The following is a 20,481-nucleotide window of genomic DNA, read 5'->3' on the forward strand; positions in this document are numbered from 1 at the left end:
ACCACCAGAGGGAGGTCGTGGCATGACCACGGTCAACGAGCAGCGAACAGACGAGCAGCGAACAGCGGTCTTCCGCCCCGCGGGCACCCCCGAAGGACTCGAAGACCTGCGCACCCTGGTCAACACGGCGATCGACACCCTGCGCGACGCCCATCTCGTACGCCGCGGTCCGGTGCTGCCCGGCGGACCGCCGGCCGTCGCCGACGCCGCCCGGCGCGCGCTCGCGGGCCCCCTGCTGCCCGAGCGCCCCGAGGCGCCCGACGAGGTGTTCCGCGAGCTGATCGCGGCGTACGCGAACTGGGCGGTCGACCTGACGCATCCGGCCGCCGTGGCCAGGATGCAGTGCCCGCCGGCCTCCGTGGCGATCGCCGCCGAACTGGTCACCGCCACCCTCAACCAGTCCCTGCACGCCTGGGAGAGCGGCCCCTTCGCCCTCGAACTGGAGCGTTACGTGGTGCGCGAGCTCGCCGGACTCGCGGGCTACGGGCCGCAGTCGGGCGGCACGCTCACCGCGGGCGGCTCCGTCTCCAACCTCATGGCCGTCCTCGCCGCGCGCGACGGCGTGGTGACCACCCCGGCGGGCGGCACCCCCTTCGCCGACGGGCTGGCCGGAACGGGCCGGCGCCCCGTGATCCTCTGCTCCGACGCGACGCACTTCTCGATCGGCCGTGCCGTGGGCATCACCGGCATCGGCGAGGACGCGATCCTGCGGGCGCCCGCCGATCCCACGGGGCGCCTGCTGCCCGACGAGCTCGACCGCATGATCGCCGAACTGCCCGCCGACACCGTGCCCGTGGCGATCATCGCCTGCGCGGGCTCCACCGACGAGGGCTGGGTCGACCCGCTCCCCGAACTGGTCACGGTGGCCCACAAGCACGGCGTGTGGCTGCACGTCGACGCGGCGTACGGCGGCGGCATGCTGCTCTCGCCCCGGCTGCGCGGGCGCCTCGACGGCATCGCGGACGCCGACTCGATCACCATGGACCTGCACAAGTTCGGCTGGACCCCGGCGTCCGCCGGTGTGTTCCTGGTGCGCGAGGCCCGCTCCCTGGACGCGCTCTCCCAGCAGACCACCACGCTCAACGCCACGGACGACAAGGACGCGGGCTACTACGGCCTGTACGCCGACTCCGTCCAGGCCACCCGCAGGGTCGACGCCCTCAAGGTCGCGGTGACGCTGCGCACCCACGGCAGGGACGGCATGGCTGAGCTGGTCGACCGCTGTCACGCACTCGCCGGTCACGCGGCGGGTCGGGTCGCCGCCGAGCCGCGCCTGGAACTCGCGGCGGCACCCGCGCTCAGCACGGTGCTGCTGCGCTGGCTGCCGGGCACGGACACGGGCGCTCCGGGCGACGCCAAGGTCACGCGGGATACCGGCATGGTCGCGCCGGGCGTCGGCATGATCGCTCCGGATACCGACCCCGCCACGCCGGATACCGACCCCGCCACGCCGGACCCCCGCACCGAGCGCGCCGACGCCTTCAACGGAGCGTTGCGGCGTCGTCTGATGTCCGACGGCACCGCCCTGCTCGCCCGTACCCGCGTACCGCGTCACGACGGCACGAACCCGGTCTTCCTCAAGCTGATGCTGCTCAATCCGGCCACCACCACCGAGCAGTTGGACCTCGTGGTCGCCGGGATCGTCGCCACGGCCGAGGCGATGGAGGCGGAGTCCACGCCGTGCGGAGGGGCGTGACCGTGTACGTCGCCGAATCCGGCCCCTTTCCCGCCTCCCCGGGCAGCGTGCCCTCCGTCGACCGAGGCGTCCGGGACTCCATGCGGGTGCGGCCCGCCCTCCTCGCCCTGCCCCTGACCTTCCTGACCGGCAAACCCCACACGGGACAGCGCTCGGTGCGGATCCCGCCCACCGTCCACCTCACCAACGCCCTGTGCTCCATGGCCTGCGGGCTCGCCCTCAGCGGCGCCGCGCTCGCCGTCGGCGGCTGGCTGCTCGCCCTGCTGCTGCCCGGCTGGGCGATGACCCTGCACGGCATGCGCAATCTCCGGATGATGATCTTCCACCAGTGCGCGCACCGGAACATGTGGGCCCGCAGGGTCCCCGACCGCGCCGTCGGCCGGATCATCTGCGCCCTGCTCCTGGTCCAGCACTTCGAGGAGTACAGCACCGAACACGTCAGGGACCACCACGCCGTCCACCACATGACGCTGCGCGACCCCACCGTGCAGGCCTTCCTGCTCAGCCTCGAACTGCGGCCCGGCATGAGCCGCCGCCGGATGTGGCGCGTGCTGCTCGGCAAGCTGGTCTCGCCGCTGTTCCATCTGCGCTTCCTGCGCTCGCGCCTGCGGTCGTACGCGGCCACCGCGTCGGCGGGCGAGCGCGTCGTGGCGGGCCTGTGCCTCGCGCTGGCCGCGGCGCTCGCGACCTGGCTGCACCTGTGGACGTACGTCCTGGTCGCCTGGGTGCTGCCGCTGACCTTCTTCTACCAGGTGAGCAACACCCTCCGGCTCTGCGTCAAGCACACCTTCCCGGCGCGCGGCGGCGCCGACCGGCGCGGCAAGGCGTACTTCGCGAGCCTGACCAACGCGATCTTCCTCGGGGAGCGGGCGCCCGCACGGGAGTTGACCGGACGTGCCGCGCTCGCCGCCTGGGCGCGCTGGTGGACGCGGATGCTCCTGGTGCACTTCCCGGCCCGCTATCTGGTCCTGACCGGCGACACCGTCTGCCACGACTTCCACCACCGGCATCCGATGAGCCGCCGCTGGGGCGACTACGTCTTCGCGCGCGCCGCCGACGAACGCGCGGGCCACCCCGGCTGGCCGCCCTACCGCGAGGTGTGGGGCCTGGTGCCCGCCGTCGACGCCGTCTTCGACTCGCTCCGCGCGGCGGACGCGGCGGAGTTCGACGTGGCGCGGCTCGCGGACGTCAGCAAGCGCAAGCTCTATGCCGCGTTCGACGACTGAGATGCCGCGTCCGACGGCTTTCGACGACTGAGGGGACCATCATGGAAGACGCCGCAGCACCGCCCGCCCGCACCGTGATCCTCGGCGTGGCCGAGAGCGACGCCCACGCCGTGGCCAACCGGCTCATCGAGATGCAACTGCGCCGGCACGGCATCGACGTGGTCAACCTCGGCGTGTGCACACCGCTGCGCGAGTTCGCCGACGCGTACGCCGCCCATCCGGACGCCGAGGCCGTCATCATCGGCAGCCTCAACGGCCATGTTCACGAAGACCTGCGCGGCCTGCCGGAGCTGCGCGCCGCCGGGCACATCGGCTGCCCGGTCGTCGTGGGCGGCAACCTCTCCGTCGGCAGCCACAAGAGCGAGGACGACGACGAACGGCGGCTGCGGGCCATCGGCGTGGACCACGTACTGAGCGACGCCACCCAACTGCCGCTGCTGCTCGATCTGTTGGCCGGGGCGAGGCTGTCGGCCGGTCTCGGCGGTCCGGCGAGCCTCGGCGGACCAGGCGGCCCCGGCGAGCCCGGCGGGGGAGCCGACCGTGTCCTGGCTCGATGAACTCGGCATGGCGCGCGTCGAGTTGGAGATGGCGTGCGGTGGCACCGCGCTGCCGCACGCCGCCGAGTCCGTCGCGTATCTGCGCGCCAGCCGCAAGCCCGCTGTCGCGCAGGTGCTGCGCGCCGCGGACCGCGCCGCGCGCACGGTCGTCCAGCCGCGCTGCGGCGTGGGCGGCCACGGGCCGATGCTCGGGTTGCTGCGCACCTTGCGTGGGCCCGGCCCCGGCGTCCTCTCGGTGACCATCGACGCCTATACGAGACTGGGGCGGTTCGGCACCGCGCGGCGGGTCCTCGACACCGATCCGGCGGGCCTCAACGGCTATCCGCTGGTCGCCCACGGCTGGCGGCGCGGCCGCGAGCTGAACGAGGCGGTGGACGTGCCGCTCGAGGTCAGACACGGCTCCCCGGACGCCCGGGTGCTGTTCGCCGTGGCGGTCTCCTCCGGCATCTCCTCCTTCGAGGGCGGCGGCATCGCCTACAACCTGCCGTACTCCAAGGACGTGCCGCTGGCCCGCTCGCTGCGCGCCTGGCAGCGGGTCGACGCGGCCTGCGGGCGCCTCGCCGAGGACGGGGTGATCGTCGACCGCGAGCTGTTCGGGACGCTCACCGCGGTGCTCGTGCCGCCCTCCATCAGCCTCGCCGTCACCCTCCTCGAAGCCGTCGCCGCGGCCCGCGAGGGCGTGCGCTGCCTCTCCATCGCGTACCCGCAGGGCGGCGACGCCCACCAGGACGTCGCCGCGCTGCGCTCGATCAGGGCGCTCGCGCGGCGTCATCTGCCGCCGTCGGTGGAGGTCTATCCGGTCCTGCACGAGTTCATGGGCGTCTTCCCGAAGGACCGCGGGACCGCCGACGCGCTGGTCCGCTACGGCGGTCTGGTGGCCAGGCTCGGCGGCGCCGCCAAGGTCATCAACAAGACCAACCAGGAGGCAATCGGCGTCCCGGACGGCCCCGCCAACGCGCACGGCATCCGCACCGCGGCGCGCGGCGTCGCGGACGCGGCCGCCTGCGCCGCCCTCGACGAGGCCCGCGTCCAGGAGGAGATGTACTGGATCCAGCGCGAGGTGACCGAGCTGGTCGCCCCGGTCCTCCAGGGCGAAAGCCTGCTCGACGACATCGCGGCCGCCTTCCGCGCGGGCACCCTCGACATCCCGTTCAGCGCCAGCAGACACGCGCACGCGGCGGTGCTGCCCGCACGCGAACCCGGCGGCGCGGTCCGCTACTTGGACCCGGGGGCGCTGCCCTTCTCGCCGGGCACCCGCAGGTTCCACGCCGGACGGTTGCGCGGCCACCGGGACACCCGGAACCTGACCGAGGGCGTCACCGCCGACATCAACTACTTCCTCACCGAGGAAGGCCGCGCGACCACCAGGTCCCTTCGTGCCACCGGAGCCACAGGAGTGAGGACACCGTGACCACACAGCCTTCGCACGTCCGCGACGCGGCGCGCGCCGCCGAGTCACCGCAGCGCGCCGAGGAGATCAGGGCGGCGGACCGCGCGCACGTCTTCCACTCCTGGTCGGCGCAGCGGCACATCGATCCGCTGCCCGTCGCGGGCGGCAAGGGATCGTACTTCTGGGACTACGAGGGCCGCGGCTACCTCGATCTGGCCTCGCAGTTCGTCAACCTCAACATCGGGCACGGCCACCCCGCCGTGCTCGCCGCCATCGAGCGGCAGGCCAGGCAGCTGTGCACCGTCGCGCCCACCTTCGCCAGCGAGCCGCGCGGCGAGGCGGCCCGGCTGATCGTCGACCTCGCACCCCCCAACCTGAACCGTGTCTTCTTCACCAACGGCGGCGCGGAGTCCAACGAACACGCCGTCCGCATGGCCCGGTTGACCACGGGACGCCCGAAGATCCTGGCCGCCTACCGCTCCTACCACGGGGCCACCGCCACGACCATCAACCTGACCGGCGACCCCCGCCGCTGGCCCAGCGACAACGGCAGCGCGGGCGTCGCCCACTTCTTCGGGCCCTTCCTCTACCGCTCGCCCTTCCACGCCACCACCGAGCGAGAGGAGTGCGAACGGGCCCTGGACCACCTGGAGTCGACGATCCTGATGGAGGGCCCCGCCACGATCGCCGCGCTGATCATCGAGCCGGTGGTGGGCACCGGGGGAGTCATCGTGCCGCCCGAGGGCTATCTCGCGGGTGTCCGCGAACTCTGCGACCGGCACGGCATCTTGCTGATCGCCGACGAGGTGATGACCGGGTTCGGGCGCACGGGCAGCTGGTTCGCCGTGGACAACTGGGGTGTGAAACCCGACCTGTTGACCTTCGCCAAGGGCGTCAACTCCGGGTACGTCCCGCTGGGCGGCGTGCTCATCTCCGAGCACGTGGCCGAGCAGTTCGACGACCGGCCCTATCCGGGCGGTCTGACGTACTCGGGCCATCCGCTGGCCTGCGCGGCCGCCGTCGCGACCATCGGGGCCATGACGGCGGAGGACATGGTCGGGCACGCGGCGTGGCTCGGCGAGCACGTCCTCGGCCCCGGTCTGCGCGAACTCGCCGAGCGGCATCCGTCGGTGGGCGAGGTCCGCGGTCTCGGCGCCATGTGGGCCCTTGAGCTGGTGCGCGACCGGGGCACCCGCGAGATGCTCGTGCCGTACGCCGCCGCGCCCGCCGACACCGAGCCGATGAACCAGGTCATGGCCGCCTGTCGCAAGCGCGGCGTGTGGCCGTTCGTGACGGCCAACCGCGTCCACGTGGTCCCGCCGTGCAACCTCGGCGAGGCGGAGGCGCGCGAAGGGCTCGCGGTGCTCGACGAGGCGCTGTCCGTGGCGGACGCGTACACGGCCTGACGGCCTCCGGGCGCCGGGGAGTTCAGCCGGAAGGAGCGAGCCGGCGCGCTATCCCCGGATAGCTGACGACCAGTCCCGCGTCGTCGAACTCCAGGTCGGAGACGTACGTCCCGGAGGCGTACCGCACCGCGGCCCCGCCGTCCCCGGCGGGCCCGAGGTGGGTGTACGTCTGCCGGGACGGGCGGACCGTGAGGTCGGGCACGGACACCCAGGCCATCAGGAAGTCCCGCTGCCCCGCGCCCCGGTGGAGCCCGTGGCGGAGCACCGGCATGGTGTTGGTCAGCGGGCAGAGGCCGAGATCGCAGTCGAGCGCGCCCTCGACGAGCGGCAGCGGCTCGCCGTTCGCGGTCCAGCCGCCGTCCGTCCTGCGCAGGTCCAGGCGCCGGGTGCCCGCGGCGTCCTCGGCGGTGACCTGGAGCCGCCGGGTGACGAACTCCCCGTCGGTGTCGAGCTCGTAGTCGAGCCAGTAGGGGTGCGGTACGACGCCGACCGCCCGGCCCCGGGCCCGCAGCCCGCTCGGCGCGAGGTCGACCCAGGCGGTCTCGAACCCGCCGCTCTCCTCGTTCTGCCAGGTCAGCACGGACTGCGGCACTGCCATCTGTCTCTCCCTCTTCAGTCCACGCTGCGGAGCAGGCCCTCGACCTTTTCGAGGCGGTGGCCGAGCTCGACGAGCTGCAGACGGTTCGCTTCCTGCTCGGACCTGGCGCGTTCCACGGACTCGCGGTAGCCGTGCATGGCCTCGGCGTACTGACGGTCGCGCTCGCGGTTGCGCTGCGACTGGAAGTAGGCGACCGCGACGACCGCGCCGGCGAGTATCAGGAAAAAGGCGACCGGAATGATCACGTCTTCCACTAGGAAGTCCCCCTCGATGAGTGCTGTCCGTCGTCGCCCGCCTGGTCCTGCCGGAGGGCGGCGATGATCGTATCCACATTCAACCGCACGTCGAACGGCGCCAGTTCGAAGTACTTGAGCGCCTTGCCGTCCTCGGAGAGCTCCAGCCGTCCGACGACGAGACCGGCCTTCTCCATGCGTTCGAGATGCATGTAGAGCAGGGGGCGGGACACTCCGAGCCGCCGGGCCAGTTCGCTGACGTACAGCTGCCCCGAGGCGAGCTCGTTGATGATCCGGATGCGCTGCGCGTGGCCGACCGCCGCGAGGAAGGCCAGCAGCTCCTCGCTGTCCATGGTCCGCCTTTGCGCTGGTCCCGAAACCTGTCAGTCAAGGCTTACGCATGGCGGGATCCACTGTCAATCCGCCGCTCCTCCGGTTCCCCACAGCCCTCAATGACAGTTGACGGCTCGTTCCTTCACCTGTCAGTCTCCACTTACACATGAAGGATGTGTACGTACGAAGGGGTGGGACGGACATGAGGAAGCGATCGGTCACGGTGCGCGTGGCCCGCTGGAGCGCGCTGCATCCGTGGCGGGCGGTCATCGGCTGGCTGGTCTTCGTGGTGCTCTGCCTCGGCGGCGGCATCGCCGCCGGGATGAACAGCGCCACCGGGGAGGACTTCCGGGTCGGCGAGGCGGGCCGGGCGGAGGCCCTGGCCACCGAGGGCGGCATCCCGCCGCGCTCCACGGAACACGTGCTGATCCGCGCGGAGTCGGGCCCCCTGGACAGAGCCGCGGCCGACGCCGCCGTCAAGGACGTCACCGCCCGGATGAAGGCGCTGCCCGAGGTCGCGGGGGTCGCGCCCCCGGTGCGCTCCGCCGACGGCCGCGTGCTGCGCGTCCAGGTGGAGCTGAACGGCTCCGAGCAGGACGACCAGAAGAAGGTCCCCGCGCTCCAGGCCCAGACCGAGCAGGTCGCGAAGGCCCACCCGGACCTGGTCGTCGAGGAGACCGGCGACGCCTCCGTGAGCAAGGGCGTCGACGACCAGCGCAACGAGGACCTGAAGTTCTCCGAGGCGATCACGCTGCCCGTCACGCTGATCACGCTCGCCGTGGTCTTCGGCTCCGTGATCATGGTCGGCGTACCGCTGCTGCTCGCCGTCACCTCGATCATGGCGACCATGGGCCTGGCGATGCTGGCCTCGCACCTGCTGCCCGACACCGGCGTCGGGATGAGCATGATCCTGCTGATCGGCATGGCCGTCGGCGTCGACTACACGCTCTTCTACCTCAAGCGCGAACGCGAGGAGCGGGCCCGCGCGGGCGGCCGCCTCACCTCGGAGGCGCTCGTCGAGGCCGCCGCCGCGACGGCGGGCCGCGCGATCGTGGTCTCCGGGCTCGCCGTGATCGTCTCCACCACCGCGCTCTTCCTGGCCCGTGACGTCATCTTCGACTCGCTCGCCTCCGGCACCATCCTGGTCGTCGCGGTGGCCGTGGTCAGCTCCGTGACGGTGCTGCCCGCGCTCCTGGTCAAGCTCGGCCACCGGGCCGAACGCCGGGCGGCCAGGCGCGTCGCCAAGGGCAGGCCCGTGCGGCCGTACGCCGAGAAGAAGCCGGGACGCGCCTGGAACGTGCTGCTCGCGCCCGCCCGCAAGCGGCCCGCGCTCACCCTGTGCCTCGCGGTCGCCGCCATGCTGGGGCTCGCGCTGCCCGCGCTGGACATGCACCTCAAGAACCCGGCGCGGGACAGCTTCTCGCGCGAGATCGACGCGATGAAGGGGTACGACAGGCTGCTGGCGGCCTTCCCGGAGCTGCGCGTGCGGCACCTGGTCGTGGTGCGCGCCGAGGCCGCGCAGGCCGGCGACGTGCGCGAGGCGCTCACGGCACTGGACCGCGCGGCGCAGGCCGACCCGCTCTTCGCGCACCGCTCCGAGGGGGCGCGGGGCGGCACTTCAGCCACCTCCGACACGTCAGGTGGTCCGCTCCTGCGCTCCTCGAAGGACCGCAGGACCACCGTCCTGGAGCTGAACACGCCGGACCCGACGTACTCGCAGCGCGCCGAGGACTCGCTCGCCCACCTGCGCGACGACTACCTCCCCGCCACCGTCGGCAAGCTGCCCGGCGTCGAGACGGCCGTCACCGGCGAGGTGCCGCGCGGCATGGACTACGTGGAGCACCAGAACCAGAAGCTGCCGCTCGTCCTCGGCTTCCTGCTCCTGATGACCTTCGCCATGACGGTCTACGCCTTCCGCTCCGTCGTACTCGGCGTGCTCAGCGCCCTGCTCAACCTGCTGTCCGCCGCCTCCGCGCTCGGACTGCTCGTGCTCGTCTTCCAGGGCGACTGGGCCGAGGGCATGCTCTCCTTCGTCTCGCTCGACGGCATCTCCTCGCGCGTCCCGCTCTTCCTCTTCGTGATCCTCTTCGGGCTCTCGATGGACTACCAGGTCTTCGTGGTCAGCCGGATCCGCGAGGCGGCCCTGAACGGTGTGCCCACGCGGCAGGCGGTGCTCGACGGCATCGCGTCCTCCGCCAAGGTCGTCACCAGCGCGGCGGTCGTGATGGTCACCGTCTTCGCCAGCTTCGTGATGCTGCACATCCTGGAGATGAAGCAGATGGGCTTCGTCCTCGCGGCGGCCGTCCTGCTCGACGCGTTCGTGATCCGCGTCATGATCCTGCCCGCCGCGCTGCTGCTGCTCGGCCGCGCCACCTGGTGGCCGTCCGGCGCGATCCGCCGCGCGGAGGCCCGTGCCGCCGCAGGGCACACGGCCCCGCCGCCGCCCGCGGAGCGTCCGTTTTCCGGTCACCCGGCGGCGCGCGGGGCCGCACGGAACGGATAACCGGAGCAGTTGGGGGGTGGTGGGTGGGCGGGCACCCATTCGAACGCTTACGATCCTCTGCGTGTCCAAACTGACCGACGTGCCCAAACGGATCCTCATCGGGCGCGCACTGCGCAGTGACCGGCTCGGAGAAACGCTCCTGCCGAAGCGCATCGCACTCCCCGTCTTCGCGTCCGACCCGCTCTCCTCTGTGGCGTACGCGCCAGGAGAGGTCCTTCTCGTCCTCTCCATCGCGGGTGTGTCGGCCTACCACTTCAGCCCCTGGATCGCCGTCGCGGTCGTCGTGCTGATGTTCACGGTCGTGGCGTCGTACCGACAGAACGTGCACGCGTATCCGAGCGGTGGTGGCGACTACGAGGTCGCCACCACCAACCTCGGCCCCAAGGCCGGACTCACCGTCGCCAGCGCCCTGCTGGTCGACTACGTCCTGACCGTGGCCGTGTCGATCTCCTCGGGCATCGAGAACCTCGGCTCCGCGGTCCCCTTCGTGGTCGAGCACAAGGTGCTCTGCGCGGTGGCCGTCATCATCCTGCTCACCGTGATGAACCTGCGCGGCGTGAAGGAGTCGGGCAAGCTCTTCGCCATCCCGACGTACGTCTTCGTGGCCGGCGTCTTCATCATGATCGCGTGGGGCGCCTTCCGGGGCCTGGTCCTCGACGACACCATGCGGGCCCCGACCGCCGACTACGAGATCAAGCCCGAGCACCAGGGCCTCGCGGGCTTCGCCCTCGTCTTCCTGCTGCTGCGCGCCTTCTCCTCCGGCTGTGCCGCACTCACCGGCGTCGAGGCGATCAGCAACGGCGTGCCCGCCTTCCGCAAGCCCAAGTCCAAGAACGCCGCGACGACGCTGGCGCTCATGGGCGGCCTCGCCGTCACGATGTTCTGCGGCATCATCGCGCTCGCCATGGTGACCAAGGTGCGGATGGCGGAGGCGCCGGGCAAGGACCTGTTCCACAACGGCGTCCCGGTCGGCTCGGACTACGTCCAGAACCCGGTGATCTCCCAGGTCGCCGAGGCGGTCTTCGGCCACGGCAGCTTCCTCTTCATGATCCTCGCCGCCGCCACCGCGCTGGTCCTCTTCCTCGCGGCCAACACGGCGTACAACGGCTTCCCGCTGCTCGGCTCGATCCTCGCCCAGGACCGCTACCTGCCGCGCCAGCTGCACACCCGCGGCGACCGCCTGGCGTTCTCCAACGGCATCGTGCTGCTCGCGGGCGCGGCCGCGCTCCTCGTCGTCATCTACGGCGCGGACTCCACCCGCCTGATCCAGCTCTACATCGTCGGCGTCTTCGTCTCCTTCACGCTCAGCCAGATCGGCATGGTCCGGCACTGGAACCGCCACCTGGCCAAGGAGAAGGACCCGGACAAGCGCCGCCACATGGTCCGCTCCCGCGCGATCAACACCTTCGGCGCCTTCTTCACCGGCCTCGTCCTGGTCGTCGTCCTGGTCACCAAGTTCACCCATGGTGCCTGGGTCGCGCTGCTCGGCATGTGCATCTTCTACGCGACGATGACGGCCATCCGCCGCCACTACGACCGCGTGGCCGAGGAGATCGCCGCCCCGGAGACCCCGAACGACGACACCGTGCGCCCCTCCCGGGTCCACTCCATCGTCCTGGTCTCCAAGATCCACCGCCCCACGCTGCGCGCCCTGGCCTACGCCAAGCTGATGCGCTCCCACACGCTGGAAGCCCTCAGCATCAACGTCGACCCGGCGGAGACCAAGGCACTCAAGGAGGAGTGGGAGCGCCGCGGCATCACGGTCCCGCTCAAGGTCCTCGATTCGCCCTACCGCGAGATCACGCGCCCGATCATCGAGTACGTGAAGAACCTGCGCCGCGAGAGCCCGCGCGACGTGGTCAGCGTGATCATCCCCGAGTACGTGGTGGGCCACTGGTACGAGCACCTGCTGCACAACCAGAGCGCGCTGCGCCTCAAGGGCCGCCTGCTCTTCACGCCCGGCGTGATGGTCACCTCCGTCCCCTACCAGCTGGACTCCTCCGAGGCCGCCAAGAAGCGGGCCCGCAGGCGCTCCGAGTGGAACGCGCCGGGCTCGGTGCGGCGGGGACCGGTGGAGAAGCCCAGGCGCGCCAAGGAGCCGAGCAAGAAGGGCTGACCCTTCGGCCCGACGGCAGGTGGCTGGCGGCCGGACGACACCCACGTAGACTGGTGGGCTGTTGTCCGGCCGTTCCCCTTTTACGTTGTGGAGTCACCCCGCCATGCAGGCAGAACCGAAGAAAACGCAGGCGGGGAACGCAGGGTCGACCGCCGCCGAGGAGAGCGTCTCGCTGGTCGGCGAGGAGTACGAGGTCGAGGTCGGCCCCGTCGCCCACGGCGGCCACTGCATCGCGCGTACGGCCGAGGGCCAGGTCCTCTTCGTACGGCACGCGCTGCCCGGCGAGAAGGTCGTCGCCCGCGTGACCGACGGCGAGGAGGGCGCACGCTTCCTCCGGGCCGACGCGGTGAAGGTGCTGGAGGCGTCCAAGGACCGCGTCGAGGCCCCCTGCCCCTACGCAGGCCCCGGCCGCTGCGGCGGCTGCGACTGGCAGCACGCCAAGCCGGGCGCGCAGCGCCGCCTCAAGGGCGAGGTCATCGCCGAGCAGCTCCAGCGCCTCGCCGGGCTCACCCCCGAGGAAGCGGGCTGGGACGGCACGGTCATGCCCGCCGAGGGCGACAAGCTCCCCTCCGGCGAGGTCCCGGCCTGGCGCACCCGCGTCCAGTACGCGGTGGACGCCGACGGCAACGCGGGCCTGCGCCGCCACCGCTCGCACGAGATCGAGCCGATCGAGCACTGCATGATCGCCGCGCCCGGCATCTCCGAGCTCGGCATCGAGGAGCGCGACTGGTCGGGGATGGCCTCCGTCGACGCGATCGCGGCGAGCGGCTCCCAGGACCGCCAGGTGATCCTGGCCCCCCGTCCCGGCGCCCGCCTGCCCATCGTCGAGCTGGACAAGCCGGTCTCGGTCATGCGCGTCGGCGAGAAGGACGGCGGGATCCACCGCGTCCACGGCCGCCCCTTCGTCCGCGAGCGCGCCGACGGCCGCACCTACCGCGTCGGCAGCGGCGGCTTCTGGCAGGTCCACCCGAAGGCGGCCGAGACGCTGATGCTCGCCGTCATGCAGGGCCTCACCCCGCGCAAGGGCGACACGGCCCTCGACCTCTACTGCGGCGTCGGCCTCTTCGCCGGCGCCCTCGCCGACCGCGTCGGCGACAAGGGCGCGGTCCTCGGCATCGAATCCGGCAAGCGCGCGGTGGAGGACGCCCGCCACAACCTCGCCGCCTTCGACCGCGTCCGCATCGAACAGGGCAAGGTCGAATCGATCCTCCCGCGCACGGGCATCACGGAAGCGGACCTAATCGTCCTGGACCCGCCGCGCGCGGGGGCGGGCAAGGCGACGGTGAAGCACCTGGTGGGCCTGGGCGCACGGCGGATCGCCTACGTGGCCTGCGATCCGGCGGCGTTGGCTCGGGACATCGGGTACTTCAGGGAGGGTGGGTACAAGGTGCGGACGTTGCGGGCGTTCGATCTTTTCCCGATGACGCATCATGTGGAGTGCGTGGCGATCCTCGAGCCCGCTGAGAAGGGTCGCTGACCTGCTGGTCCGTTGACAGGGTCGCGTACTGCCGCGACCTACTCGGTCAGGCGCTTGGCCTCGTGCCAAGCGCCTTTCTGTTTTCCGAGGCGTTCGACGCGACAGGCGTGGGCGACCATCCCTCTCCCTGGCGTAGGAAAATCTATGGTGGCTGAGGTAGACATTGGTGGGTGGCGTGGCTATGGTTTCTCTTGTAGCCGAGATCGAGCAGGGCCCGGCAGACACGACTGCCGGGCAGCGGTACAGGAAGTAAGAGCAGTTCGTACGTCGGTACGGTGGTGGAGTCTCGAAGCCAGAGCGGTTGCAGGACGGCGACGGGGCTGGCGACCGGACCGGGTGGCCCGCAGTGATCAGGGGCCGCCGCGAGCAGGACCAGCAGTACGCAGTACCAGCAGTACGTAGTGCCGGCTCAGCAAGATCAGAGGGAAAGAACGGAGGAGCAGGCGCCATCAGGATCGCCCGGGCGGACGTCTTGAACCCGGGTACCGCAGGACATCGATAGTGAGGTGGTCTCCGGTCAAGCAACCGCGATCCCCGTATCCCCGGCAGCTTCTCGGCCGGGTCGGCGGAAACAGAAGGCCGACGCGTTATCAAGGTCGGCAGATGGTGTAGTAGTTCCTTCGGGGCCCGGGTGCCACATGGCGCTCGGGCCCCTCCACGCGTTCCACAGAGAGGTGCAATGACAGCAGACGACTCGTTCGGACGTCTCGATGACGACGACTACCCCGCCTACACCATGGGCCGGGCCGCCGCGATGCTCAACACCACCCAGGGCTTCCTCCGCGCCATCGGCGAGGCCCGCCTCATCACCCCGCTGCGCTCCGAGGGTGGCCACCGCCGCTACTCCCGCTACCAACTGCGCATCGCCGCCCGCGCCCGCGAGCTCGTCGACCAGGGCACCCCCATCGAGGCGGCCTGCCGGATCGTCATCCTCGAAGACCAGCTCGAAGAAGCCCGGCGCATCAACGAGGAATACCGCCGCGCCGCCGAATCGGCGGGACCGCCCGTCGCCTGAGGCAGTGGCCCGCCCGGCACCTTCGAAGCCCCTTTTTGCCCACGTCCTGGACGTGGGCAAACTGCTGTGCCGCCGACCGCTCTCGCGGAAACGCTGCGCCCCGAGCGGGGCAATATCTATGACCGCGCGGTGAGAGTTTAACGCGCCACGCAAGAAGTGTTTTTACCGCAACTGGCAGCGCGGAATTATTTGCCGTCAGTGGTCCGTTACCTCGTGCTACTGTCGATCCCAGTTGCAGTCGTGGTTCCTGGAACTGCAAGCGCCTTCGCGTTTTTCGTATCGCCGGTCACTTTCCGGACGGGACATCATCGCGGCGACCCTATATCCGCACATTGCGGGTCCCGGCGTGCTGCCCTAAGGAGATGTTACGTGGCATCAGGCACTGTGAAGTGGTTCAACGCAGCCAGAGGTTTCGGTTTCATCGAGCAGGACGGCGGGGGCGATGACGTCTTCGCCCACTTCTCGAACATCGCCGCCCAGGGCCTCAGCGAGTTGACCGAGGGTCAGAAGGTCACCTTCGACATCGCGCCGACCCAGAAGGGCCCGACGGCCGAGAACATCGTTCTTGCCTGACGTCGACGCGTACTTCGCAGCTGGGGCCCGCATCCCTTCCCCGAATGCGCACTCTTCGGGACTGCCGGCCGGCATCCAGGATTTCACGTCCACATGGCGTTACTGATTCATTCCTGCGCCCGCGCTGAATTCGCTGCAATACAGATTCTTTTTCGCGTTCCATTCCGGCTCGTTCTCGCGATTCCCCGCGCTGCTCTTCCGCTGCGGGAATTCCTTGATGCGTGCCGTATCAAGGAAGGGTTTCAATGAACCCCGCACGTACGAACGGCCGTTCCTCCTACTCCCGCCGGACCGGCGGCACGGAATTCGGCTCCGGTGCCGGTGCCGGTTCGCGGCGAGGTGCCCGCTCCGGCTCGTCCGCCTCCGCCCCGAGCCGTTCCGGAGGGCCGCGCCGCTCGGGTGGCCCCGGCCGGCGGCCCGCCGCGGTCCAGGGCGAGTTCGCCCTGCCGAAGACGATCACTCCCGCGCTGCCCGCGGTCGAGACGTTCACGGCCCTCGACATGCCCGAGCAGCTGCTGGCGGCGCTGTCCGCGCAAGGCGTGAGTGTCCCCTTCCCGATCCAGGGCGCGACCCTGCCCAACACGCTCGCGGGCCGCGACGTACTGGGCCGCGGGCGCACCGGCTCCGGCAAGACCCTGGCCTTCGGCCTGGCCCTGCTGGCCCGTACCGCCGGACGGCGCGCCGAGCCCCGTCAGCCGCTGGCCCTGGTCCTCGTGCCGACGCGCGAGCTGGCCCAGCAGGTGACCGACGCACTCGCCCCCTACGCCCGCGCGGTGAAGCTGCGCCTGGCCACCGTCGTCGGCGGGATGTCGATCGGCAGGCAGGCGAATGCGCTGCGCGGTGGCGCCGAGGTCGTCATCGCCACGCCGGGCCGGCTCAAGGACCTCATCGACCGGGGTGACTGCCGGCTGAACGAGGTCGCGATCACGGTCCTGGACGAGGCCGATCAGATGGCCGACATGGGCTTCATGCCCCAGGTCACCGCGCTCCTGGACCAGGTTCGCCCCGAGGGCCAGCGGATGTTGTTCTCCGCCACGCTCGACCGCAACGTCGACCGCCTGGTCCGCGGTTACCTCACCGACCCTGTCGTCCACTCCGTGGACCCGTCCGCGGGTGCGGTCACCACGATGGAGCATCACGTGCTGCACGTCCACGGCGCCGACAAGCACCGGACGACGACGCAGATCGCGGCGCGCGAAGGCCGGGTGATCATGTTCCTGGACACCAAGCACGCCGTCGACCGGCTGACGCAGGACCTGCTGAACAGCGGTGTCCGGGCCGCCGCCCTGCACGGTGGCAAGTCGCAGCCGCAGCGCACCCGGACCCTGGCCCAGTTCAAGACCGGTCACGTCACCGTGCTCGTGGCCACGAACGTCGCCGCCCGCGGCATCCACGTGGACAACCTCGATCTCGTCGTGAACGTCGACCCGCCGACCGACCACAAGGACTACCTGCACCGTGGCGGCCGTACCGCACGCGCCGGGGAGTCGGGCAGCGTCGTCACCCTGGTCACCCCCCAGCAGCGCCGTGGCATGACCCGCCTCATGGCCGACGCGGGCATCGTGCCCCAGACCACCCAGGTCCGCTCGGGCGAAGAGGCACTCAGCCGGATCACCGGCGCCCAGGATCCCTCCGGTATCCCCGTGACGATCACCGCGCCGGTGGCCGAGCGGCGCAAGCGCAGCTCGCCCTCACGCGGGCGGCGCAGCGCCGCTTCGGCTGCCCGGCGGGCGACCGGCCGGCACTCCTCCGTCGACGCCGCGGCCTAGGGACTTCGCGATCAGGAAGCTGACCCACCACTTCAGGAGGCACCTTTTGACGCTGGTCCAGACGCATCCCCGCTCGGCGCATTCCGCCCCCGTGCACAGCACGGTGGCCGATGCCATGGACACCGCGGGACCGCGGGTCTGTGACGACATGACCATCGAGGTCGCGCTGTCCGTCATGGCGGGCGCCCGGGTCGGGCACCTGCTGGTCTGTGACGCCGACGGCCTGTGCACCGGGCTGGTCACGCAGGCTCGGCTCGCGGCGGTCCGCGACAGCTCCGCGTACACGGACCGGGTCCAGTTGCGGGACATACTCGGCGATCGAGGGCCCTTCACCTCCCAGGCGACCCCCCTGGCCGAAGCCGAGGACGCGATCCGCTGCCACCGGCTCGACGCCCTGCCGGTGGTCGACGAACACGGCAGCGCCCTGGGCATCCTCGCCCTCGCCCGCTGACCCGCCCCACCGTTGCAGGACCATCCCCCTTCGTTCTTCTCCCTGTGAGGCATCATGCGCTGTGTCATTGCCCGGTTCCCGTTCGACCTCACCAAGAACGGCGTCGTGGAATCGATGAGGGGCATCAAGCCTGAGGAAGTCGTCGGGGCGTCCGTGATCGTCGGCCGTCGCACCTACCCCGTCAAACAGGTCGGGCAGGTCATCACACGGCAGGACCGCCGCGACTTCACCGCCGCCGAAGTCCTCCGAGCCTTGACCAAGCTCGGCTTCACCTGTCGCGACCTTCCGCAGGCCGCAGCGCCCACGCGCGTTCCCGACCCGCTCGAACAGGCTTCCGCGATGCTCGGTACCCCGGCGACGGTCTGACTGACGCGAGAGCGAGAGCGCGAGCGCGGGCGGGAACAGGGCCGGGCAACTCAGCGCCGCCGCTCCTCGATCCTCATGTCCCCGCGGGTCATCGGGAGGGTCGTGGGGCGGGCGTAGACCGAGTGGGGGAAGGCCGGGGTGAAGGCGCTGGCCTCGTCGAGGCGAGTCAGTTGGGCGGGGGTGAAGTCGACGTCCAGGGCGCCGAGGTTGTCCTCCAACTGCTCCGGGGTGCGGGCGCCGATGATCGGGGACGTCACGGCCGGGTTCTGAAGGGTCCAGGCGAGGGCGATCTGCGCCGGGGTGCGGCCCAGTTCCGTCGCGATGTCCTTCACCACGTCCACGATCTTCAGGTTGTGTTCGGTGAGTGCGCCGCCGGCCAGGGTGAGGGCCCGGCGGGTGCCGTCGGCGGGTGCGGTGTCGGACGGGGTCAGGTCGGTGCGGTCGTACTTGCCCGAGAGGATGCCGCCTGCCAGCGGTGACCACGGGATCACGCCGAGGCCCATCTCGCGGGCCATCGGGATCAGGTCGCTCTCAACGGTGCGTTCGATCAGGTTGTACTCGATCTGGAGCGCGATGAGAGGGGACCAGCCGCGCAGGTCGGCGATCGCCTGCATGCGGGAGATCTGCCAGGCGGGGGCGTTGGAGATCGCCACGTAGAGGACCTTGCCCTGGCGGACCAGGTCGTCGAGGCCGCGCAGGATTTCCTCCACCGGCGTCGTGAAGTCCCACAGGTGCAGGTAGAGCAGGTCGATGTAGTCCGTGTTCAGCCGGCGCAGGCTGGTCTCCACCGAGTCGAAGAGCGTCTTGCGGTGATTGCCGCCGGAGTTGGGGTCGCCGGGCCTGCGCAGCGTCGAGAACTTCGTGGCGAGCACCAGGCTGTCGCGGTTGTCGCGGGTGAATTCGCCGAGCAGGCGCTCGGAACTGCCCTCGGTGTAGGTGCTCGCGGTGTCGATGAAGTTCCCGCCGCGCTCGACGTAGGCGTCGAACAGCTTGCGTGCGTCGTCCTGTTCGGCGCCCCAGCCCCATTCGGTGCCGAAGGTCGCCGCGCCGAGGGCGAGCGGTGAGACGCGCAGTCCGGACCGGCCGAGGAGTCGGTAGGTGTCGAGGGTGAGTGGCATGGTGTGGCCTCCTGGCCTTGTTCCCCGTCGTTGTTCTCCGTCGCCGGGATTCCCGGGGACGTCGTGGCTGTCGAGAACAAGACTGTGGCCGTCGCGGGCCGGGGATAAGGGAAGGAACTTCCTGGGAATGCGAGTCCTACCCTGCTCGTTGGAGCGCGTGTGACGACTCATGCCGTGGACGCGACTCAGGAGCTGGCGGCGTTCCTGCGGACCCGCCGCGAACGCCTGGACCCGGACGACTTCGACCTGCCCTCGCGGCGCCGGTCCCGGCGGACGCCAGGGCTGCGCCGCGAGGAGGTCGCCGAGCTGGCCGGGGTCAGCATCGACTACGTCGTACGTCTGGAACAGGGGCGCGGGCTGCGGCCCTCGGTGGACGTGGTGGAGGCGTTGTCGCGGGCGCTGCGTCTGGACGGGGACGAGCGCGCCTACCTCTTCGGCCTGACCCGGCAGCGCCCCCGCCACACCGACGAGCCCGCCACCGCCCCGGCCCCGTCGCTGGCCCGCCTCGTCACCGACCTGTCACCGCTGCCGGCCATGCTCCTGAACCACCGCTACGACATCCTGACCTGGAACCCCGAAATGGCCAGGCTGCTCCTGGACTTCGACACCCTGCCGCCCGCGAAGCGCAACGCGATGTGGCTCTGCCTGCTGCATCCGGAGATGCGCGACGTCTACCTCGACCGCGAAAGCGTCGTACGAGAAGGAGTGGCCCATCTGCGCGCCGCGTGGGCCGCGTATCCGGAGGACCGTGCGCTGACCGACCTGATCGCCGAATTCACCGCGAGGGACGCGGAGTTCGCCCGCCTGTGGAACGAACGCGACGTCAAGGTCAACGGCCGCGGGCGCAAGGAGATGCGGCATCCGGAGGTGGGTGTGGTCGCGCTGGATTTCGAGGTGCTGGCGCCTCTTCAGGACTCGGACCAGCGGTTGGTGATCTTCCGCGCGGCGGACGGGGAGAGTCGGGGGGCGTTGGGGCGGCTGGGGGTGGGGTGAGGTGGGTCTCCAAAGGCTCCCTGCACTTCTCACTCACTCGCCCGCTGAGGCGCGCCGCCCGCCCGCCCTCGACGATGCGCCGCCACTCTCTCCCGTGTGGCGCAGCGGCGGGAGCAGTAGCGGCGTTCCTGGCCGCTGCCCTGGGTGATGAAGACGTTTCGGCAGGTGGGGGACGCGCAGGTGCGGCCGGGTGGGCGTTGGTGGTCCCAGAGGAGGACCGTCAGGGCCATGCAGGACGAGGCGAGGAGCCAGGATGCCCAGGGGGCGTCGTCCGTTGCGTCCAGGTGGGGGTGCCAGGGGGCCGTGCCGTTGTGTGAGGTGAGGCGGAGGGGGCCCGTGTGGTCACGGAGGAGGGCGTTGAGCGTCGTTGCCGCGGCGTCCGCGTCCGGTGCCGTGAAGACCTGGCGTACGTGGGTGGCGGCCGTGCGCATCGACGTGACGTCGGCGGGCGTGAGGTCGACGGGGTCACTCTCGCCGTAGGCGCGTAGGACGTCGGCGATGTCGGACGGGGTGGAGCCTTCGTCCGTGAGGGCGTTGATCAGGGCCGCGGTGCGCCTGGCCATGGTCAGCACGGAGTGCCGGGTCGACCAGTCGTGGGTGTCGGAGTGGGAGGGCACGGGGCGAATGTAACGCATCTTGTGGGGTTTTGAGTTACGTGCGT

General features: G+C 70.8%; 19 protein-coding genes. 14 read left to right on the forward strand and 5 right to left on the reverse strand.

Going from position 1 to position 20,481, the window contains the following annotated elements:
* Nucleotides 1–22: 22 nt before the first annotated feature.
* The 5 genes from ACIO9J_RS35550 to ACIO9J_RS35570 are packed head-to-tail and all read left to right on the forward strand — an operon-like array spanning nucleotide 23 to nucleotide 6,275.
* Complete coding sequence (locus ACIO9J_RS35550; RefSeq protein ID WP_402008646.1) at nucleotides 23–1,696, forward strand: pyridoxal phosphate-dependent decarboxylase family protein; 1,674 nt, start codon at nucleotides 23–25, stop codon at nucleotides 1,694–1,696.
* Nucleotides 1,693–2,922 (forward strand): fatty acid desaturase, encoded by a 1,230-nt coding sequence (locus ACIO9J_RS35555; RefSeq protein ID WP_402008648.1) that lies wholly within the window; start codon nucleotides 1,693–1,695, stop codon nucleotides 2,920–2,922. The genes ACIO9J_RS35550 and ACIO9J_RS35555 overlap by 4 nt, the downstream gene beginning before the upstream one ends.
* A gap of 41 nt (nucleotides 2,923–2,963) precedes the next feature.
* Nucleotides 2,964–3,479 (forward strand): cobalamin-dependent protein, encoded by a 516-nt coding sequence (locus tag ACIO9J_RS35560; protein ID WP_402008650.1) that lies wholly within the window; start codon nucleotides 2,964–2,966, stop codon nucleotides 3,477–3,479.
* Nucleotides 3,463–4,890, forward strand: a complete 1,428-nt coding sequence (locus ACIO9J_RS35565; RefSeq protein ID WP_402008652.1) for a methylaspartate mutase — start codon at nucleotides 3,463–3,465, stop codon at nucleotides 4,888–4,890. The genes ACIO9J_RS35560 and ACIO9J_RS35565 overlap by 17 nt, the downstream gene beginning before the upstream one ends.
* A complete protein-coding gene (locus tag ACIO9J_RS35570) occupies nucleotides 4,887–6,275 on the forward strand; it encodes an aspartate aminotransferase family protein (protein ID WP_402008654.1) in 1,389 nt (462 codons plus the stop codon). Before ACIO9J_RS35565 ends, ACIO9J_RS35570 begins: the two co-directional genes overlap by 4 nt.
* 22 nt (nucleotides 6,276–6,297) lie before the next feature.
* Here the strand turns inward: ACIO9J_RS35570 and ACIO9J_RS35575 are convergent, their stop codons facing one another.
* Genes ACIO9J_RS35575 through ACIO9J_RS35585 form a run of 3 tightly spaced genes read right to left on the reverse strand, consistent with a single transcriptional unit; the run spans nucleotide 6,298 to nucleotide 7,459 of the window.
* Nucleotides 6,298–6,873, reverse strand: a complete 576-nt coding sequence (locus ACIO9J_RS35575; protein ID WP_402008656.1) for a putative glycolipid-binding domain-containing protein — start codon at nucleotides 6,871–6,873, stop codon at nucleotides 6,298–6,300.
* A gap of 14 nt (nucleotides 6,874–6,887) precedes the next feature.
* Nucleotides 6,888–7,127 (reverse strand): hypothetical protein, encoded by a 240-nt coding sequence (locus ACIO9J_RS35580; RefSeq protein ID WP_402008658.1) that lies wholly within the window; start codon nucleotides 7,125–7,127, stop codon nucleotides 6,888–6,890.
* Entirely contained in the window at nucleotides 7,127–7,459 is a 333-nt protein-coding gene (locus ACIO9J_RS35585) for an ArsR/SmtB family transcription factor (RefSeq protein ID WP_402008660.1), read from the reverse strand. Before ACIO9J_RS35585 ends, ACIO9J_RS35580 begins: the two co-directional genes overlap by 1 nt.
* A gap of 182 nt (nucleotides 7,460–7,641) precedes the next feature.
* Here ACIO9J_RS35585 and ACIO9J_RS35590 point away from each other — a divergent pair, with 182 nt between their 5' ends.
* The 8 genes from ACIO9J_RS35590 (at nucleotide 7,642) to ACIO9J_RS35625 (ending at nucleotide 17,709) form a co-directional block, all read left to right on the forward strand.
* Nucleotides 7,642–9,942, forward strand: a complete 2,301-nt coding sequence (locus tag ACIO9J_RS35590) for an MMPL family transporter (protein WP_402008663.1) — start codon at nucleotides 7,642–7,644, stop codon at nucleotides 9,940–9,942.
* 61 nt (nucleotides 9,943–10,003) lie between these two features.
* Nucleotides 10,004–12,058, forward strand: coding sequence for an APC family permease (locus ACIO9J_RS35595; RefSeq protein WP_402008665.1), 2,055 nt, complete (start codon nucleotides 10,004–10,006; stop codon nucleotides 12,056–12,058).
* A 103-nt stretch (nucleotides 12,059–12,161) separates the two neighbouring features.
* On the forward strand, nucleotides 12,162–13,535 hold the full coding sequence (locus ACIO9J_RS35600) for a class I SAM-dependent RNA methyltransferase (protein WP_402008667.1): 1,374 nt from the start codon (nucleotides 12,162–12,164) through the stop codon (nucleotides 13,533–13,535).
* A 679-nt stretch (nucleotides 13,536–14,214) separates the two neighbouring features.
* Complete coding sequence (locus ACIO9J_RS35605) at nucleotides 14,215–14,550, forward strand: MerR family transcriptional regulator (protein WP_402008669.1); 336 nt, start codon at nucleotides 14,215–14,217, stop codon at nucleotides 14,548–14,550.
* Nucleotides 14,551–14,919: 369 nt separating this feature from the next.
* Nucleotides 14,920–15,123, forward strand: a complete 204-nt coding sequence (locus ACIO9J_RS35610) for a cold-shock protein (RefSeq protein ID WP_402008671.1) — start codon at nucleotides 14,920–14,922, stop codon at nucleotides 15,121–15,123.
* A gap of 245 nt (nucleotides 15,124–15,368) precedes the next feature.
* Nucleotides 15,369–16,892 carry a DEAD/DEAH box helicase gene (locus tag ACIO9J_RS35615; RefSeq protein ID WP_402008673.1) on the forward strand — a complete coding sequence of 508 codons (1,524 nt, stop codon included), beginning with the start codon at nucleotides 15,369–15,371 and terminating at the stop codon, nucleotides 16,890–16,892.
* 46 nt (nucleotides 16,893–16,938) lie between these two features.
* Nucleotides 16,939–17,343, forward strand: a complete 405-nt coding sequence (locus ACIO9J_RS35620; RefSeq protein ID WP_402008675.1) for a CBS domain-containing protein — start codon at nucleotides 16,939–16,941, stop codon at nucleotides 17,341–17,343.
* Nucleotides 17,344–17,397: 54 nt separating this feature from the next.
* The gene (locus tag ACIO9J_RS35625; protein ID WP_402008677.1) at nucleotides 17,398–17,709 is read left to right on the forward strand and encodes an SCO5918 family protein; all 312 of its coding nucleotides are present in this window, start codon (nucleotides 17,398–17,400) and stop codon (nucleotides 17,707–17,709) included.
* Nucleotides 17,710–17,759: 50 nt separating this feature from the next.
* Here the strand turns inward: ACIO9J_RS35625 and ACIO9J_RS35630 are convergent, their stop codons facing one another.
* Nucleotides 17,760–18,827 carry an aldo/keto reductase gene (locus tag ACIO9J_RS35630; protein WP_402008679.1) on the reverse strand — a complete coding sequence of 356 codons (1,068 nt, stop codon included), beginning with the start codon at nucleotides 18,825–18,827 and terminating at the stop codon, nucleotides 17,760–17,762.
* A gap of 159 nt (nucleotides 18,828–18,986) precedes the next feature.
* Here ACIO9J_RS35630 and ACIO9J_RS35635 point away from each other — a divergent pair, with 159 nt between their 5' ends.
* Entirely contained in the window at nucleotides 18,987–19,820 is an 834-nt protein-coding gene (locus tag ACIO9J_RS35635) for a helix-turn-helix transcriptional regulator (RefSeq protein WP_402008681.1), read from the forward strand.
* Between the two features lie 29 nt (nucleotides 19,821–19,849).
* On the opposite strand, the gene ACIO9J_RS35640 is transcribed toward ACIO9J_RS35635, so the two are convergent.
* Nucleotides 19,850–20,455 (reverse strand): CGNR zinc finger domain-containing protein, encoded by a 606-nt coding sequence (locus tag ACIO9J_RS35640; RefSeq protein ID WP_402008683.1) that lies wholly within the window; start codon nucleotides 20,453–20,455, stop codon nucleotides 19,850–19,852.
* Nucleotides 20,456–20,481 lie beyond the last annotated feature (26 nt).

The organism is Streptomyces sp. NPDC087300 (assembly GCF_044744425.1).
Taxonomy (GTDB): Bacteria; Actinomycetota; Actinomycetes; order Streptomycetales; family Streptomycetaceae; genus Streptomyces.

Coding starts and splice junctions, on each gene's coding strand:
- ACIO9J_RS35590 (WP_402008663.1), top strand. CDS start 7,642: ATGAGGAAGCGATCGGTCACGGTGCGCGTGGCCCGCTGGAGCGCGCTG.
- ACIO9J_RS35560 (WP_402008650.1), top strand. CDS start 2,964: ATGGAAGACGCCGCAGCACCGCCCGCCCGCACCGTGATCCTCGGCGTG.
- ACIO9J_RS35585 (WP_402008660.1), bottom strand. CDS start 7,459: ATGGACAGCGAGGAGCTGCTGGCCTTCCTCGCGGCGGTCGGCCACGCG.
- ACIO9J_RS35630 (WP_402008679.1), bottom strand. CDS start 18,827: ATGCCACTCACCCTCGACACCTACCGACTCCTCGGCCGGTCCGGACTG.
- ACIO9J_RS35615 (WP_402008673.1), top strand. CDS start 15,369: ATGAACCCCGCACGTACGAACGGCCGTTCCTCCTACTCCCGCCGGACC.
- ACIO9J_RS35625 (WP_402008677.1), top strand. CDS start 17,398: ATGCGCTGTGTCATTGCCCGGTTCCCGTTCGACCTCACCAAGAACGGC.
- ACIO9J_RS35605 (WP_402008669.1), top strand. CDS start 14,215: ATGACAGCAGACGACTCGTTCGGACGTCTCGATGACGACGACTACCCC.
- ACIO9J_RS35575 (WP_402008656.1), bottom strand. CDS start 6,873: ATGGCAGTGCCGCAGTCCGTGCTGACCTGGCAGAACGAGGAGAGCGGC.
- ACIO9J_RS35640 (WP_402008683.1), bottom strand. CDS start 20,455: ATGCGTTACATTCGCCCCGTGCCCTCCCACTCCGACACCCACGACTGG.
- ACIO9J_RS35550 (WP_402008646.1), top strand. CDS start 23: ATGACCACGGTCAACGAGCAGCGAACAGACGAGCAGCGAACAGCGGTC.
- ACIO9J_RS35600 (WP_402008667.1), top strand. CDS start 12,162: ATGCAGGCAGAACCGAAGAAAACGCAGGCGGGGAACGCAGGGTCGACC.